Raw genomic sequence first — 13,915 nt, forward strand, 5'->3', positions numbered from 1 at the left:
CAATAAGTGGAGGTTCCACGTCACTTCACCACATGACATAGTTTTTAGGAGGGTTTGTGCTCGCCACGCTCCTTGGGCAGGCCAAAAGACATAAACGGCTGGAAGTGCCACTTGCTGCCTATCGCGCAGCAGATGCCAATTTGTTCAACTTGGTCTGGCAGCGTCGCGCCCTGGCCGTTGAAGTGGTGACGTGGCGTGTCGCTCAGTCCGAACGTCCGGGGAATTCACGACAAAGTCACAACGGCTATTGCAACAGATAGTAGGAATGCGATGATAACGAACTTGGCCGCAAGGCAACCGGATTGGCAATGGCGAACATCGACAAAATTGCGTCAGGCGCCGCATTCGGTCTTCTATCTGGCGGTCTGATTGGCTTTTCAATTTCGCCTGTTGTAGCGCCATTCCTGGGAGCCCTGATGGGCGTAGTTGGCGTTGCCCTGGGGATCAGTGACCACTTATCTAGCAAAATTAAATTGGACCATTGGCAACTGGCTGCCTTCGCGCTTCTGTGCGCATTTTCCGTTACTGGCGGTGTATATATTCGTGCAAATGGCTATCTGGGACCTCGGTACAAAGACCAAATAAAACAAGTAAAAAGATGGACTAACCAAGCAAATATTACTGCAGAATACGCAACCTATTTGGTTACTGGAAGTGCAGAACCTCGACGGGGAGAGGAAAATAACATCAACAGTTCAATAAAAGATAATAACACCAACGAAAATCCTGATGGTGATAAGATTGCGCAGCCGTTCTCTCCAGGCTCTTGGCGCGCCCCTGCCATAACCAATTTGGCCGATCCTTGTTTACAAGATATAAGTTCTTTCGATTGTATACTTAAGAACATGCAGCAGGGTAAGAGAACCTGAATTTATCTTGGATATAGGCAATGTATAGTGTTTAATCCGGTCGACAGGTTAAATTTGAACTGGGAGACTACTCTGAGGGGGCAGCGCGTTCGGCGCGCAACCGCTCCTCCACCTGCCGTCGCGCCTTATCCGTCGGCTCGATCCTGAAGCCCCCGAAGCGATCCTGGAAGGCTTGCGCCGCCTCTTCCGTCTTGAAGCCATAGATGATGTGCTCAGTTTGGCCGCGGCCTATGCAATTAAACCGCGGCGCCTCGTTCATGGACCGATAGAAGGCATCCAATTCGCCATAGAACGCGAAGCGCTCGCGCGGGCTCTCGCGGTGAATCAAAATTGCCACATGGAAAGGATAGAACCTGTCCAGCGTCGAGAGATGAAACTCGCCCTTTCGATAGACCATCGCTCACCACCTCCCTGGGCGCACCACGTAGCCATCGACGATCAACACCGGCTTTTCATGCCAGCTCTCCAGGCCCTGAAAGTTCGCCGATTTCGCGAGTTTTGCTGTCCGGGGGCGCTGCCCGCATTGACTGCACTTGGCCCGGGCAAAGATGTCCGCCAAGCGGGAGCGTCGATACCACTCGTCCATGTCGCGGAAGGTCAGCCGTCCGAAATGGGGGCATTTTGCCCGAGGACAAGGCGGACACTCAACGACCAGCGCCTCCCAGCCGTCGGCCATGGCCTGCTGGACAGTCTGCGGGGGCTCTTCACTTTCCAGCACCATCTGGTGACGCGACCTTCGTTCGCATGAGGTATCGCTCCCGGCGCCCCCGCGAGTAGCCGCGTGAGACGTCAATGGCGAGCCTGGCTATCTCGGCGGCCAAGTCGTTGATCTCGATTTGCTGGTGATGCATCGCCAGGAGCAGCACGCGCACAGCCGCCCGCGCGTCGCCGTCACAAGCGGCGATTGCCTCATCCGTCATGTTCTCGAGATCAGCGGGCGCCGGCTCTTGGGCCGGCTGGGTCATTTAGAATCGACGGGACCTTGAGGGCATCGTGATGGATCGCGCCAATCGCGCCCGCGCGATTCTACCGCTTCCTCCCAACCCACCGCGTCGATGTAATCGAGTTCCTCTTTGGAGAAGCCGAGGTCCTCATCTTCCTCCTGCTCATTCCGCAGCTGCATTCGCTTCAGAATATGCGCTTGCAAGCGTTCCCGGTCTTCGACCATAGGTGCCAGCCCGGCCTTTTCCTGATATTCGGCCAATTGCAAGCGCGCGATATCGCGTTCGTCCTCGACTTCGATAGCACGTTCAATCAGGCGCTGAAGTGCAACCATCGGGTCGCCGCCGGCGCTCCACATGAGGTCTCGAAGGATATCTTTGGGGGTCCGGTTGATGTCGAGCCGGTCCAGACGGTCCAGTTCTTCTTCGGTGAATTCGTGGGCTTGGGCCATGTTCGCCTCCATAGCAGCCGTGATTTGAGCGGAGGCTAACTCTGGCTCAGCAGAGAGTCGAGTCTTTTGTTCCTTTTTTGTTCTCATGACAGCCGGGCCTTGCGAAGGACGCTGGCACGAAGCATGCTGCCAGCAATCGGAGGCCCGGCAATGTGTAATCTCTTCGGACAGCGAATGACGCAGGCGGAGATCCGCCTCCTCGGCGACGTGATCCGCGATACGATCAACTGGCCTGATGCGGTTGATATCTACCCCGATTATCCGTCTCCAATCGTGCGGACCGGCGCTGATGGCGTACGGGAACTGGTGACAGCGCGCTGGGGCATGCCGACGCCGCCTAAATTCCTGGAAGGCAAGAAGACCGATCCAGGCGTGACCAATATCCGCAACGTGTCGTCGCCGCACTGGCGCCGCTGGACCGGCCCTGAAAACCGGTGCCTGGTGCCGATGACGTCCTTCTCCGAATATTCAGACAGCGAGACCAACGAGAAGGGCCGCAAGGCCCTCAAATGGTTCGCGCTCGACGACAGCCAGCCCCTCGCCTTCTTCGCCGGCATCTGGACGAACTGGACCAGTGTGCGGAAGGTCAAAGAAGGGCCGGTCACGATCGACATCTTCGGCTTTCTTACGACCGACGCGAACGCCGTCGTGAAGCCGCATCATGCCAAGGCGATGCCGGTGATCCTCCGCGAGAAGCAAGAGTTTGACGTCTGGATGCGAGCGCCCTGGAGCGAAGCAAAGGCGCTGCAGCGGCCGTTACCGGATGATGCGTTGGTGGTACTGGCTTCGCGGCAGGCATAGAGCGCCGCGCGGGCGATGTGACATGGCCGCAGCCGAGGGGCTCGTATGCATCTGAGCCAAATGCCTGGCGACGATCGGGCCGATTGAATAGGGCGGCTGGACGGTTTGGGCTGTCGCCTAAACGTGCGGTGGCGCTCCCGTAGACATGAGCGCGCCGAATAGTTGCTGCCCGACTTGGAAGATAGCCGCCACACCGCCGCAGACGAGCGTGAAGATCGGCTTATCGCTTTCGATGACGCGGGCAAATAACGTCATAATCGGAGATTTAAGTGGGCGAAATATAAATGAAAGTAAAAACAACAAAGCGAGAGCGAACCGCAACGCGTTGACCAAAAAATTAATTAGAAATATGAATAATCCGTATAAAAGTGACGGTAAATCTGGTACCGGCCCTTGCTGCAGTGTGCGAAATAGCGGGTCTAAGGGATTGAGCGATGGTGGTAATATTGCGATGATTTTGACTATCGCTTCCCGCCATACGTCGTTCAATTGGTTTATCGTAGTGTCTGGAGAATGAAGGCCCAGGAAATAAGGGATGTAACCGCACATTAATACTATCAATGAAATAATAGCCATAAGCCCCAATAATAATCCCCACACCATAATCCCATATTGCAGGACAATGGCGGCAACAAAATAACAAAAATTAATATATATATTTTCGGATAATAATTTGCTGCCTGCCATTCTTGCAATAAATATCGTAATGCTTAATGATATATTGAAGCTTACGATCAATAGAACAGCTACCAAAATGAGACTCAAGATGTAGAGACTTGCACCTCCCTCACTTAAAACTATAATGCATCCGATACATACCAGCGCCAGCGAGATAACGATTCGGCGAAACGAGAAGGTGAGACCGAAAGTGCGAGTGATAGTGACGGCGGCGAAGAGCGCTTCTTCTCGTCCAAAGTTGCCCCATCGCACATAGCTCATGCGCAGCCACCAGTCCTCCAATCGCTTTTTGACAGCGGTTTGACCAGCTTTTCCCAGCATGAAGTCAATGAATGCGCCAAGGCAGCTAAAAAAGCCGATTGTAGCAATAGCGGCGCCCATGGCGGTCCCCCAAACAAGGTCGGTTCACCATGCGTCTTAGGATACCACCTAAACTTGAACTTGTGCGTGAAGTGCGTTGCTTCGCGGTTCCTTACTACAAATTCGTGTGCTCCTCGCCGATGCACCATCGTATAGAGCGGGCTTCACATGTCGGACGGCCGCCGACCTCAAGAAGCAGCCGCGGCCCCTCGTCGTCAACAAGCCGCCGGCGGCGCATCATGATCCGGACGTGCTGTGGATCGAGCCAAAGCTCATAATGGAGATCGAGTTCCATAGCTGGATGGACGATCAGAAGCTGGGGCATGCCTTGTTAAAGGGCTGCGAGAGAAGGCGGACGAGGCAACTCCCCCGCCGGGTCGCAGCAACGTTGTTCGCGGCCGTTATCTCGCCCGCATGAGGCTGCCGAGTTTCACTGTCAGCTCTTCTGCATCTTTCCAAGGACTTCTGCGAGCGACGCTCTCAGATCGTGTCTCGAGGGAGCGTCGAAGCTCTTGCCCGTCCTTCTGGGCACGACCCCACCACGTTTTGCCCCTCCGGTAGACATTGGCCATTCTCTCACCTCTATGACCTGAGAATCCCACCAACGGCGAAATGCGGCAAGATCGAAAACCCATGTACCATTGCGGCCTGATGGCTGCCTGGCACCGGGTATTCTACCGCTCGAGGCTTGGCGCACCCAATGGCGCGGCGTGAAGCCGTACTCTGCCGAAATATCTGCTGCGGATACGTATTTCATTGATTGGTCTCAACGATTGAAAATGTGGTCGTTGTGTCGCGCATACTCACCGTTTGTATTATTAGTTGATGTAGATCTAACGCCGTCATGTCGAAAAGTTCGGTATAGTAGCGCTCAGAGTCGAGCGAACGATAGGCGTCGTATGGGTGACGAAAACGTACTGCGTCTTCCTCCGCGCTCGATGATCGTTTTCATAGACGAAACGGGCAACGAGGATCTGAGCGACCCGAAAAATCCGACCTTCGGGCGTGGTGGCTGTGGCGTCCTGTTCCCAGATTATAAGAACATTATCGCGAAGCCTTGGCGTCGTCTCAAGCGCGAGCGCCTTGGAGGAACGAACAGACCTTTCCATGCGACTGAGTTTGAACAGACACGCCCTACGAACTATCAGATATCAGGCATTAATAGCTTTCTTAGCTTGAGGTTCTGGCGTTTCGCGGCCATGTGCGATTCAAGAACACAATTGCCGCTTGGGCTCGACGCCCACGCTGCAATATCGCTGATGACCCTGAGCTATTTGCAAAAGGAGTTGGCGCGTTACGATGTCGACGTCCTTGCGCTCGTGTTCGAAAGGTCTGAACGCGGCGACTCTCTTGTAAAGAGAGACTTCAACTTATCTCAGGCGGCCTTTAGGAATGTCCGGGGTCAGCCTATCGAGCTCGAAGGCTGCTTCATGGAGAAGAGCCAAATGGAACCTGGCTTAGAGGTGGCCGACTTAGTTGCCCATACCGCTGGCAGGATGCGACGCCATCAGCTTCGAGGCGGATCCGACGTCTTAAAGGATTTTGAGCAGATGTACTGGCACTCCCCGATCCCTCCCGAATTTATCGCGATGACCAGCATTGAAATCTCGGAGGAGGCGAAAGCAGGCGCAGATCTCCTGAACGGAAAAAAATAGCGTTAGGCTCAGGGCGTCATATCAGGCGGAATTGGCGGCCGAATCTCCGCGGGCATGGCGCTGAAAGGACACGTACTGATTTGATTGTGGAATATGAAATCGGCGAGGATCTCATCATATTTCATTTCGCCTAGATCGTGCAGCGTAATATCCACGAGGGTTCCATCTTCGAATTGAACAACTGAGTGTTTAATGAAGTGGCCATCGAGCCTGACAAGCCAGCCTTCAGCGGGGCGATGCTCAGGATGTTCCGATACCCAACGTTTTACATTGTTATGGCAATCTGCAGGTTGAGATTTGAATTGTCCAAGCTCGGCCACATTTACCGGCCTCAGCTTTTCTACTTGCCCACGCTCCAAGGCCAACATCAAATCGCTGGCTAAGGCATCGGGGTTCATGCCTTCCTAAGCCTCACGCCAGGCCCCTCGCCATTCTCTGCGACGAAGATTACGCCGGCATTTTCGAAGGCATTCATAAGGACGACCAGAGTCGCATTTTGCGGCGAGGACTTGCCACTTTCAAAGTTGCGGATAGTGGCGTTCCCAACGTTGGCGGCTTCGGAAAGCTGCTGCTGGGACCAATCGAGAAGCGCCCTTGCGGCGCGGCATTGAGCGGGAGTCATCATACCTAGGCTTGTACCATGATTTCTGCTGGATTTCGATAGGGCTAGCGAAAATCGCTTGAACTATAAGAGATAATCCTTTATCGCTATGGGTAGCGAAAATCGCTAATCTCCTTAGGGATATCCACCATGTCGAAACACATCATTTCGGCAGCCGCTATCGGCTTGCCTGAAGCTTCCCGCCGCACGGCTCTTGCCGGCGCCGCGGCCCTGCTCGTCACTGCGTGTTTGCCGCGCTCGGCAAAAGCCGAAACGCCGACGCAGCCCGAGCCCATCATCGCACTCATCGAGCGCTATAGGGCGGGCCTGCGGTTCTTCGAAGACCACGCTAGCGCTTTGGGCGATCCCGAGTTCACCGCCCTGGCTGATGCCACCTACAGGCCGCCGCTCGAAGAACTGCGCGCCTGGATGTCGCCCATTCAAACGCGGGCCGGCGCGCTTGCGGCGCTCCAGTTCTGCTCGGAAGACATGGTGGAGAATGACGAAATCGAGGTCATCGGCCCCCTCGTCAATGCTGCCCTGGTCTATTTCAAGGGAGAGACGGCATGAGCGCATTTCCGAACCACACTTGCGGCACTGATCCACTCGTCGCTGCTGCAGACGCTTATTTCGCTGGCCTCGACGCCTATGGGAACGCCGACCTGACCGGCATCTCAAACGAGGAGGAGAACGCCCTGTGCGAGCGTCTCTACGGCGCCGCTCAGCGCCAGCTTGAAGAGCCAGGGAGGATAGCGACCTTTGCCGGCGCTCACGCTCTGGTGCGGTTCCTCCAGCACGACAACGAGGACTGGGGCCAGGAGGTGTGGAAGCCTCTGCTCGCCGCCCTGGAAGAATTCCTGAGGGTGCAGGCTGCGTCGATCATGAACGGAGGGCGCGGCGATGTCTGATGCCCTTTCAGCTCCCGCTTGGAGCTCCCGTCGCCAGGTGGAAGATGCGATCGAGATGTTGATCTCTCTTCTCGATGCGCTCGATCCGGATCCCGATCTGGAAGAGGACACCCATTGCGAGGATGTTGACATGGACGAGGCAGTCGATGAGCGGCCTTGCGACGACTGCGACCAGGACTGCGAACCCGACCACCGGCCAGAAAGACTATGGGCATGACCAGCCATCACAACGCTGCAGGATCTGCGGACACCACCTACGCCGACACGCAACGCGCGCTCGCTCGTGCTGCTCGCGCCACGCCATTCGACGCCGCCGCATTTCTCGCGATGCATGGGGCTGTCAACGAGACTGTCACGGTCGACGGCGAGGACGGCATCCAAATCTACATAGGCGACTCGACCGGCACCCCCGACCTCACCGAGATGTGGGCGGCGAGCGACTGGAGGAGGCGTACGCCGGATTGGATCAAGCAGGTTCGAGCGCTTCTGAATGAGGAGAAGATCAGTAAGCCCAGCGGCGCGCAATAGGGTCTCGATCAGTAAGCCGTCACCCGAAGGTGGCGGCGTCATCTTATGCATATTTCAAGTTAGGCTAGAGTTGCCGCATGACCGCGTGCGCCCCTCCGCCAAGCTGGAGTAGACCCTGTATATCCGTCACCGGGGCGGCGCACGAAGTTTTGTTGAGTCAAATTGGTATTTCAAATAAGATGTCGATGGTCGAACAAAGGCAACGCAAATGCAAGACGACTTCGACAGGGAGTTGCGAAGTATTGGCTTTGCTTCTGGCGCTATTTATGAGCGACACGTGCAACGCCAACAAGACGAGAGGTATCTCGATACTGATTGGATCGAACTGACCGATAGTGCGCGCGATGAACTTATTAAGGCACTAAAAACAAAACAGCCAAAATTCGATCATAAGCACATCCCTGCCGGATACTTACAAAATTGGGGAGGAAGTGCACGGTTTCTTACGGCTTTCATTAGGAATTTCTTGAAGGAATTGCGAAATATAATTTGTAAGAGCAAATCAAAACTACCCAGTCGTGGGGCAGTGAGTGCTAAAGAGGTCGCGGCTGGGGTCGCGGGCTATTTGACCGGCCTAATAGGCACAAGCGCTCCCCTTGCGGTAGGGATTGGAGCTGTGGTCGTTCTGACGCTATCAACAGCGACCAAGCGCGCGTTCTGTAATATGACTGACGAGCAGGTCCTGAAGGTTCTTTGACCAAACGCTGCCTAGTATCTTGCCCGTATCACCAGCGAAAGGCCATGAAATGCCTCGGCGAGCTCGCTTCACCCAAGCCGAGATCAATCGGATCTTTGGGGCCGCTAAAAGCGCGGGCGTTCATGTGCGGATCGTGCTGACGAAGGACGGTTTTGTCGTCGAGACGATCGATCTTGACAAAGAGCCCGCGGCCCCCACACCTCGAGGCCTTCGCGTGCTTGAGGCCAAGGACATCGTCCTTTGAAAGGCAAGCGGCAAATAAGCAACCGTGGGCGTTCAGAAGCAACCTTGGTGCGGGCAAGCGCAGGCTGTTCGGTTGTGGAGGCTAAGCGGTAGGCTGGAGCAGCTCTGCAGCCCGGTCGTTCCCAAAGGCCGCGACAAAGCCCTGCTCAATCATCGGATAGAGCGGATCGGTGGTGGTAAGCGTCTGGCTGTCAGCCCACATGCGCTGCAGCCGGATTGGGGCGGCCTTGAGCTGAGTGTCGATGGTGACCGCTTCATCGTCAGTGGCTCGGCGCCAGATGTCGGCCTTCAGGATGACGGTGAGCTTAGGTTGGGAGCTTTGAATATAGGCCACCACTGCAGGATCATCGTCGGGCAGGAATTCCTCCGCATACCCGTCTTGCGCCCAGGTATAGACGCCGACGATAGCTCCTGCGCCATTGCGCTCGACAAACGGCATGTCACTTCCCTCTTGTGTCAAGCCAGCCAACAGTGAGCACGCCCACCACAGTGGTGGCCGACGAAGCCACGACCTTGCTTCTCACCTGAGCGCTCGTGTTGGTTTTCACAAACTTGGCGCCGAGCGCCCAAGCTGTTGTCGAGGCATAGCCAACCCCGATATCGGCGTAGCCGGTCAGCGAGCCGTTCCAGGCCTGCATGGTGGGATCAGTCACATCAAGGGACCCAATCAGCATCGTGCTGCCGGTCGACCCGTAGAAGAATGCCAGAACGACCTTGGCCTGGACGATTACGCCAGTGGGGACGCTCAACGTGCGTGTAATGGCTGACGTGCCGGGATTGGTGGCGTTGACATCGATCGGCGGAACGTCCCACAGGAACTCATCGCCAAGCTGAAAGAACTTGGTGATCTGGGATGAGCCGTTGGTAAGGATCGAGCCAATGCGACGCCGAGCCGTGTAACCGCCAGGCATGGCGGGTGATGTGGCGCTGAGCGACAGCAGCACATCGATGGAGGCGTCCGCATCCTTGCGGATGATGTGGACGTGGTACCAGGTGCTCGCGGCAATCGAGCCCGTATCGAGCGAGCCGTTGCCCGTTCCAACCGCCCACGAGGACAGTGATTTCGTGAAGGCAGAGCCCAGCGTCATATTGCGGCCGGCGCTGCCATCCTCATTCACCGTGGATCCCGCGGCAACGCCGTAAGTCGTGACGCTCGCAAACGACAGGTTCATGCCATACAGCGTGCCAGGCGCCCAGATGCCCGCGCTGTTGAAGTAGCGAACGGCGACAACCCAGTTCGTGCCGTCTCCCTGCATCCAGAGGAATTCGGAGGGGAGAACCGTCAAGGTGGTAGAGCCGGATCCACCAGGGCCGCTAAAAGTGCCGGAAGGAATGCTGAGCATTTGGGTGACGGTGCTGGCGTTGTAGACCGTCCATTCGCCGCCAGTTGCGGGCGGAGCCGGCAGCGTTGTCGTAAACGCCGTGGAGCCCGTCAGCTCGATGAATCGGCCGATATCCGAGGCGGTGTAAGTGGTGTTGGCGCTGATCGAGGTGGGCTTGCCAACGCGCTCCGAGTTGGTGATCAGGATCAGGTTGGATCCGTTGCTGACGACCTCGACGGGCTGACCGGTAACCATTTCGCCACCGCTCAGCGCAACAGGGCCAGCAGGGCTGTATTTGAGGATGCTGACCGGGCCGATGGCGGGAGCCGTAACCGTCAGCGTCGTAGCGCCAGTTGGCGTAAATCCTGGCGTGAAAACCAGCCGATTGCCAGCGGCCATGGTGAACGATGAAGGCGTGATCGCAGCCAGGATCTGCGCGTTCGCCGTGCCGGTTGTCGTGCCGCCGATGAAGTTCGAGCCGTTGGCGTCGACATAATTCTTCGTCGCGGCATCGGTGGGAACGGTAGGATCGGCCAACAGAATGATTTTGTTGCTGTTCATCGGCAGGTTCGCCGACATCCCCCTGGAACCGTTCGTCGGCAACGAATTGGTGATCTCGTTCCCGATGTCGGCGATCAGGTTGTTGTACGGGGTCGCGAATATAATTTGCCCGTCGACACCCGCGGTGCCCGCTGGCTGCAGATACACCCCACTCCCGTTCCGAGGCACTGGCATAACTCCTGTTTGCAGTATTAGTACAGGATGGCAGTGCGTCGTGCAATATTATGAGCCTAAAGGCCTCGTGTTCTGAAAGCTACGCAACCTGTAATCGCTATAATACACTAGCATTCATTATCATTCACAAGCGTTTAACGGTAAATCATTCCGACACTAACTGCCAAAGTGTCGAATTTGTTGTGTAATGAACTAATTTAACATAAAATCAGAGCCAGCGATATCTGCTGTGCGCCGCGTTGGATGCCTGCCTTTGTCGCCTTCGATCGAGCAAGGGGACATTGGAATGTCAGGCTATCTTCCCGCCGCACTGATGAACCAGCCGATGAGGACGCCGCCCGTTCCTGCGCCTGGCGCAATGCCCCCTGGCATGCCGACGAACGTGCTGGCGAGCGACCCGTGGGCAGCGGTGGGCGATCCAGTGTCGACCATGACCTGGGATCAGGTGGGCGTTCCGGTTGCCGACATTCCGCTCCCCGGCGACAGCAACGCCAAGGGCAGCGGCCAGGGCAAAGGCTCGCGGCTGGTGCCTGTGACGGACCCCGATGTCATCAAAGAACTTAACGCCATGCAGGCCCCCGGCCAGCAGGGCGGGGGGAAATGGTGGGAGGCTGCGCCCCTTGCATCAGCTGCGGGGCAGCCGGACCAGGGCAGTAAATGGTGGGAAAAGGCTCCGCCAGCAGACCAGAAGAGCAATCCCTTCGATCAGTTCGACACCCCTCAGCAGCAGGCTGCGAAGCCCAACCCGTTCGATCAGTTCGACACGCCACCAGCCAGAGCACCACGCCTGGTGCCGGTGCAGGGCGATCCATTTGCCGACGAACAGACGGGGCAGAACGGCGGCCAGTCCGGTATGGTCCGCGTCCCGATTGTAGCCGGCAAAGCTGGCGTTGTCGGCTATCGCATGGTGCCTCAGTCGCAGCTCAACGCCGGCACGACAGGAGCGCTGGAAGACGCCGGGCGTGTTGCTGCGAATGGCGCCACGCTCGGTGGTTTTGACAACGCCGTAGCCGGGGCACAAACCCTGTTTCAGGATCCACTGACCACTGCCGATCTTGTCGCCGGCAGGAAGCCCTCGACCTTTGAAGAAAACCTGGCCGCTCAGCATGCTCTGACGCAACAGGCCATGCAGCGGCCAGGCTCTGGTTTCCTCTACAATTCGGCTGCGCTTGCGCCTGGAATGGTTGGTGCCGGTGGGGCGGCGTTGGGAGCAAGGGCCTTGGGGGGTGGCCTGGTCGCGAATCTCGGGACCAATGCGGCCGCGGGTGCGCTGTTAAGTGGGGCAGATGCTTTCAACTCAGCAGATGGATCTATTCCTGATCGTTTTCAGGCCGCCAAGATGCCAGCGTATGTAGGCGCCGGCCTTGGAATTGCCGTGCCTCCGGTTGCCGAACTGCTCGGCAACCTCGCCAGCGCCGGCGCGCGCAAGGTCGCGAACGCATTCTACGATACTCGCTATGGGACTGCGTTGCCGAGGGCAGCCGCCGATCCCATCTTGGCCGGCATCAACATGCAGGGCGGCAGCGTTCCGCAGGTCCAGCAGACACTGAGCACACTTGGCCCGGGCTCTACGCTGGCCGATACAGGCGAAGGGTTGCTTGGGCAGACCAATCGTCTCGCCAACAACGATATCGCAGTTCGTCCCGGCATTTCTCAAAATCTGAACGATCGGCTTCTGGCGCTTGATCAGCGTCTTGGGGCTGCCGTCGATCAGAATTTCGGCCAGGACGTCAATGCTGTCACGCAGATGGAGAACCTGAAGGCCCAAACAGCAGCGAACGGAAAGCAGCTCTACGGCCAAGCCTTCGCCAATCCGAATGCAGTGGATGTTACGCCGATTCTTGCCAAGATCGACCAGCAGATTGCACCGGGTGTTACCGGCATGGTTGGCAGCGGCGTGAAGGATGATCCGATCACCGCAGCCCTTCGCCAGGCGCGCTCCTACATCGCCGGCAACGGCTCACAGGCGGCCAACATCCAGACGTTGCATCGGGCGCAGGACGTCATCGACGACATGGCTGCCAGCGCCTTCAGGAGCGGCAACAATGCACAGGCGCGAGCGCTGTGGGGTGTTCGAAACGACTTGCTCGGGCAGATGGATGCGGTGAACCCCGAGTATGCTGCTGCCCGCCAGCAATATGCCTCGGACAAGTCTGTGGAGAATGCTTTCGAAAATGGCCGTAACATTCTCACCACGCGGCAGGATGGACAGGTTTTTGATCCGGATCTGCTGGAAAGCCGTCTTGCCTCCATGTCCGCCCCCGAGAAGCAGGCCTATCAGCTTGGCGCTCGCAAGGCCGTAACCGACGTCATGGGGCAGGCTCGGAGTGATCCGGCTGGATTGCGTACGAAGCTGGCGAACGACAATGGCTATGCGGTCGGCAAACTGCGGCAGGTGTTCGGTGACGGGCCAGTCAATAGCATGCTGGGCGAGCTCGACGCTCAGGCCACCATGCGTAACACCAACAATGCGGTGCTGGGCAATTCGGCTACGGCGTTCAGATCGGCAGCGGACGAAACCATTCCGGGCTTCAGCAAGGAGGCTCGAGCGACGGGTGGTGAAGGCGCCGGCAGCCTTCCGCTCTCAATCATGGGAGGCAAAGAGGTCGGCGAGCAGATCGGATCGATGTTCGGCCATCCAGAGCTGGGCGCTGCAGTGGGGGCGGTAGCGGGGCCAGCCTTTAAGTGGGCCGGTGGTAGGATTGCCTCGTCGAGACTGGCAGCCAGTGAGGGCGAACAAGCTGCTGCACGAGCAGCTATTGCCGAGGCTCTTTCTTCGTCCAGTCAGCCCGCCAGATTGAACGCACTCTTGGCACGCGAGCGCATGAGCAGCGCTCCCTCGAATGCGAGCGAAGGCGCCAAGGCAGTCACGCGAGCAATACTGATGCAGCAGGCGGCCGAAGGGCGGAATTCAGTGCTCTATGCGCCGGCGCAGCGTTTCCTGCCGGCGCCGCTGGTAGGGCAGTAGCCCGCGGCGCCAATTACGGTATGCGGCGAAGGCGCAGATCGCAGCGATGGCGAGAAACAGAACGGGCAACGACCAGTCGCCAAGATGGCTTGTAAATACCAAGGCACCTGGCTCGATGATCCACACCTTAAGCGGCCAGAGGACCAACAAGGTAAGG

19 protein-coding genes are annotated in these 13,915 nt (G+C 57.4%); 10 read left to right on the forward strand and 9 right to left on the reverse strand.

What is annotated here, in order from left to right; all coding sequences use genetic code 11:
* The first annotated feature begins 308 nt into the window (after nucleotides 1-308).
* Nucleotides 309-869 (forward strand): sulfite exporter TauE/SafE family protein, encoded by a 561-nt coding sequence (locus tag QQL24_RS05725; RefSeq protein ID WP_284310944.1) that lies wholly within the window; start codon nucleotides 309-311, stop codon nucleotides 867-869.
* Nucleotides 870-936: 67 nt separating this feature from the next.
* Here QQL24_RS05725 and QQL24_RS05730 read toward each other — a convergent pair whose 3' ends face one another.
* The 4 genes from QQL24_RS05730 to QQL24_RS05745 are packed head-to-tail and all read right to left on the reverse strand — an operon-like array spanning nucleotide 937 to nucleotide 2,262.
* Nucleotides 937-1,266, reverse strand: a complete 330-nt coding sequence (locus QQL24_RS05730) for a hypothetical protein (protein WP_284310945.1) — start codon at nucleotides 1,264-1,266, stop codon at nucleotides 937-939.
* A 3-nt stretch (nucleotides 1,267-1,269) separates the two neighbouring features.
* Nucleotides 1,270-1,590, reverse strand: coding sequence for a hypothetical protein (locus QQL24_RS05735; protein WP_284310946.1), 321 nt, complete (start codon nucleotides 1,588-1,590; stop codon nucleotides 1,270-1,272).
* The gene (locus tag QQL24_RS05740) at nucleotides 1,574-1,834 is read right to left on the reverse strand and encodes a hypothetical protein (protein WP_284310947.1); all 261 of its coding nucleotides are present in this window, start codon (nucleotides 1,832-1,834) and stop codon (nucleotides 1,574-1,576) included. The genes QQL24_RS05735 and QQL24_RS05740 overlap by 17 nt, the downstream gene beginning before the upstream one ends.
* Nucleotides 1,831-2,262 carry a hypothetical protein gene (locus QQL24_RS05745; RefSeq protein ID WP_284310948.1) on the reverse strand — a complete coding sequence of 144 codons (432 nt, stop codon included), beginning with the start codon at nucleotides 2,260-2,262 and terminating at the stop codon, nucleotides 1,831-1,833. The genes QQL24_RS05740 and QQL24_RS05745 overlap by 4 nt, the downstream gene beginning before the upstream one ends.
* A 150-nt stretch (nucleotides 2,263-2,412) precedes the next feature.
* On the opposite strand from QQL24_RS05745, the gene QQL24_RS05750 reads away from it, so the two are divergent.
* Nucleotides 2,413-3,063, forward strand: a complete 651-nt coding sequence (locus QQL24_RS05750) for an SOS response-associated peptidase (RefSeq protein ID WP_348536435.1) — start codon at nucleotides 2,413-2,415, stop codon at nucleotides 3,061-3,063.
* 117 nt (nucleotides 3,064-3,180) lie between these two features.
* Here the strand turns inward: QQL24_RS05750 and QQL24_RS05755 are convergent, their stop codons facing one another.
* Nucleotides 3,181-4,122 (reverse strand): hypothetical protein, encoded by a 942-nt coding sequence (locus QQL24_RS05755; protein ID WP_284310950.1) that lies wholly within the window; start codon nucleotides 4,120-4,122, stop codon nucleotides 3,181-3,183.
* Nucleotides 4,123-4,228: 106 nt separating this feature from the next.
* Between QQL24_RS05755 and QQL24_RS36545 the strand changes: the two genes are divergently transcribed.
* Both QQL24_RS36545 and QQL24_RS05760 read left to right on the forward strand, forming a co-directional pair.
* Nucleotides 4,229-4,519, forward strand: coding sequence for an ATP dependent DNA ligase (locus QQL24_RS36545; protein WP_431310643.1), 291 nt, complete (start codon nucleotides 4,229-4,231; stop codon nucleotides 4,517-4,519).
* A gap of 481 nt (nucleotides 4,520-5,000) precedes the next feature.
* Nucleotides 5,001-5,756, forward strand: a complete 756-nt coding sequence (locus QQL24_RS05760; RefSeq protein WP_284310951.1) for a DUF3800 domain-containing protein — start codon at nucleotides 5,001-5,003, stop codon at nucleotides 5,754-5,756.
* 8 nt (nucleotides 5,757-5,764) lie between these two features.
* Here the strand turns inward: QQL24_RS05760 and QQL24_RS05765 are convergent, their stop codons facing one another.
* Together QQL24_RS05765 and QQL24_RS05770 are read right to left on the reverse strand one after the other, a co-directional pair.
* Nucleotides 5,765-6,154 (reverse strand): hypothetical protein, encoded by a 390-nt coding sequence (locus tag QQL24_RS05765; protein WP_284310952.1) that lies wholly within the window; start codon nucleotides 6,152-6,154, stop codon nucleotides 5,765-5,767.
* Nucleotides 6,151-6,381, reverse strand: coding sequence for a helix-turn-helix domain-containing protein (locus QQL24_RS05770; RefSeq protein WP_348536436.1), 231 nt, complete (start codon nucleotides 6,379-6,381; stop codon nucleotides 6,151-6,153). Before QQL24_RS05770 ends, QQL24_RS05765 begins: the two co-directional genes overlap by 4 nt.
* A gap of 126 nt (nucleotides 6,382-6,507) precedes the next feature.
* Here QQL24_RS05770 and QQL24_RS05775 point away from each other — a divergent pair, with 126 nt between their 5' ends.
* The 5 genes from QQL24_RS05775 (at nucleotide 6,508) to QQL24_RS05795 (ending at nucleotide 8,490) form a co-directional block, all read left to right on the forward strand.
* Nucleotides 6,508-6,927 (forward strand): hypothetical protein, encoded by a 420-nt coding sequence (locus QQL24_RS05775; RefSeq protein WP_284310953.1) that lies wholly within the window; start codon nucleotides 6,508-6,510, stop codon nucleotides 6,925-6,927.
* Nucleotides 6,924-7,265 (forward strand): hypothetical protein, encoded by a 342-nt coding sequence (locus tag QQL24_RS05780; RefSeq protein ID WP_284310954.1) that lies wholly within the window; start codon nucleotides 6,924-6,926, stop codon nucleotides 7,263-7,265. The genes QQL24_RS05775 and QQL24_RS05780 overlap by 4 nt, the downstream gene beginning before the upstream one ends.
* Nucleotides 7,258-7,482, forward strand: coding sequence for a hypothetical protein (locus QQL24_RS05785; RefSeq protein ID WP_284310955.1), 225 nt, complete (start codon nucleotides 7,258-7,260; stop codon nucleotides 7,480-7,482). The genes QQL24_RS05780 and QQL24_RS05785 overlap by 8 nt, the downstream gene beginning before the upstream one ends.
* Entirely contained in the window at nucleotides 7,473-7,793 is a 321-nt protein-coding gene (locus QQL24_RS05790) for a hypothetical protein (protein ID WP_284310956.1), read from the forward strand. The genes QQL24_RS05785 and QQL24_RS05790 overlap by 10 nt, the downstream gene beginning before the upstream one ends.
* A 208-nt stretch (nucleotides 7,794-8,001) precedes the next feature.
* Nucleotides 8,002-8,490 carry a hypothetical protein gene (locus QQL24_RS05795; RefSeq protein ID WP_284310957.1) on the forward strand — a complete coding sequence of 163 codons (489 nt, stop codon included), beginning with the start codon at nucleotides 8,002-8,004 and terminating at the stop codon, nucleotides 8,488-8,490.
* Nucleotides 8,491-8,815: 325 nt separating this feature from the next.
* On the opposite strand, the gene QQL24_RS05800 is transcribed toward QQL24_RS05795, so the two are convergent.
* Nucleotides 8,816-9,172 carry a hypothetical protein gene (locus QQL24_RS05800; protein WP_284310958.1) on the reverse strand — a complete coding sequence of 119 codons (357 nt, stop codon included), beginning with the start codon at nucleotides 9,170-9,172 and terminating at the stop codon, nucleotides 8,816-8,818.
* 1 nt (nucleotide 9,173) lies between these two features.
* A complete protein-coding gene (locus QQL24_RS05805; protein WP_284310959.1) occupies nucleotides 9,174-10,763 on the reverse strand; it encodes a hypothetical protein in 1,590 nt (529 codons plus the stop codon).
* 313 nt (nucleotides 10,764-11,076) lie between these two features.
* On the opposite strand from QQL24_RS05805, the gene QQL24_RS05810 reads away from it, so the two are divergent.
* The gene (locus tag QQL24_RS05810; RefSeq protein WP_284310960.1) at nucleotides 11,077-13,758 is read left to right on the forward strand and encodes a hypothetical protein; all 2,682 of its coding nucleotides are present in this window, start codon (nucleotides 11,077-11,079) and stop codon (nucleotides 13,756-13,758) included.
* Nucleotides 13,759-13,915 lie beyond the last annotated feature (157 nt).

The sequence above is a fragment of the Labrys miyagiensis genome (assembly GCF_030160835.1).
Lineage (GTDB): Bacteria > Pseudomonadota > Alphaproteobacteria > Rhizobiales > Labraceae > Labrys > Labrys miyagiensis.

What these genes read in the sequence shown, in the direction of transcription:
- QQL24_RS05725 (WP_284310944.1), top strand. Translation starts at nt 309, where the DNA reads ATGGCGAACATCGACAAAATTGCGTCAGGCGCCGCATTCGGTCTTCTA.
- QQL24_RS05730 (WP_284310945.1), bottom strand. Translation starts at nt 1,266, where the DNA reads ATGGTCTATCGAAAGGGCGAGTTTCATCTCTCGACGCTGGACAGGTTC.
- QQL24_RS05735 (WP_284310946.1), bottom strand. Translation starts at nt 1,590, where the DNA reads ATGGTGCTGGAAAGTGAAGAGCCCCCGCAGACTGTCCAGCAGGCCATG.
- QQL24_RS05740 (WP_284310947.1), bottom strand. Translation starts at nt 1,834, where the DNA reads ATGACCCAGCCGGCCCAAGAGCCGGCGCCCGCTGATCTCGAGAACATG.
- QQL24_RS05745 (WP_284310948.1), bottom strand. Translation starts at nt 2,262, where the DNA reads ATGGCCCAAGCCCACGAATTCACCGAAGAAGAACTGGACCGTCTGGAC.
- QQL24_RS05750 (WP_348536435.1), top strand. Translation starts at nt 2,413, where the DNA reads ATGTGTAATCTCTTCGGACAGCGAATGACGCAGGCGGAGATCCGCCTC.
- QQL24_RS05755 (WP_284310950.1), bottom strand. Translation starts at nt 4,122, where the DNA reads ATGGGCGCCGCTATTGCTACAATCGGCTTTTTTAGCTGCCTTGGCGCA.
- QQL24_RS05760 (WP_284310951.1), top strand. Translation starts at nt 5,001, where the DNA reads ATGGGTGACGAAAACGTACTGCGTCTTCCTCCGCGCTCGATGATCGTT.
- QQL24_RS05765 (WP_284310952.1), bottom strand. Translation starts at nt 6,154, where the DNA reads ATGAACCCCGATGCCTTAGCCAGCGATTTGATGTTGGCCTTGGAGCGT.
- QQL24_RS05770 (WP_348536436.1), bottom strand. Translation starts at nt 6,381, where the DNA reads ATGATGACTCCCGCTCAATGCCGCGCCGCAAGGGCGCTTCTCGATTGG.
- QQL24_RS05775 (WP_284310953.1), top strand. Translation starts at nt 6,508, where the DNA reads ATGTCGAAACACATCATTTCGGCAGCCGCTATCGGCTTGCCTGAAGCT.
- QQL24_RS05780 (WP_284310954.1), top strand. Translation starts at nt 6,924, where the DNA reads ATGAGCGCATTTCCGAACCACACTTGCGGCACTGATCCACTCGTCGCT.
- QQL24_RS05785 (WP_284310955.1), top strand. Translation starts at nt 7,258, where the DNA reads ATGTCTGATGCCCTTTCAGCTCCCGCTTGGAGCTCCCGTCGCCAGGTG.
- QQL24_RS05790 (WP_284310956.1), top strand. Translation starts at nt 7,473, where the DNA reads ATGGGCATGACCAGCCATCACAACGCTGCAGGATCTGCGGACACCACC.
- QQL24_RS05795 (WP_284310957.1), top strand. Translation starts at nt 8,002, where the DNA reads ATGCAAGACGACTTCGACAGGGAGTTGCGAAGTATTGGCTTTGCTTCT.
- QQL24_RS05800 (WP_284310958.1), bottom strand. Translation starts at nt 9,172, where the DNA reads ATGCCGTTTGTCGAGCGCAATGGCGCAGGAGCTATCGTCGGCGTCTAT.
- QQL24_RS05810 (WP_284310960.1), top strand. Translation starts at nt 11,077, where the DNA reads ATGTCAGGCTATCTTCCCGCCGCACTGATGAACCAGCCGATGAGGACG.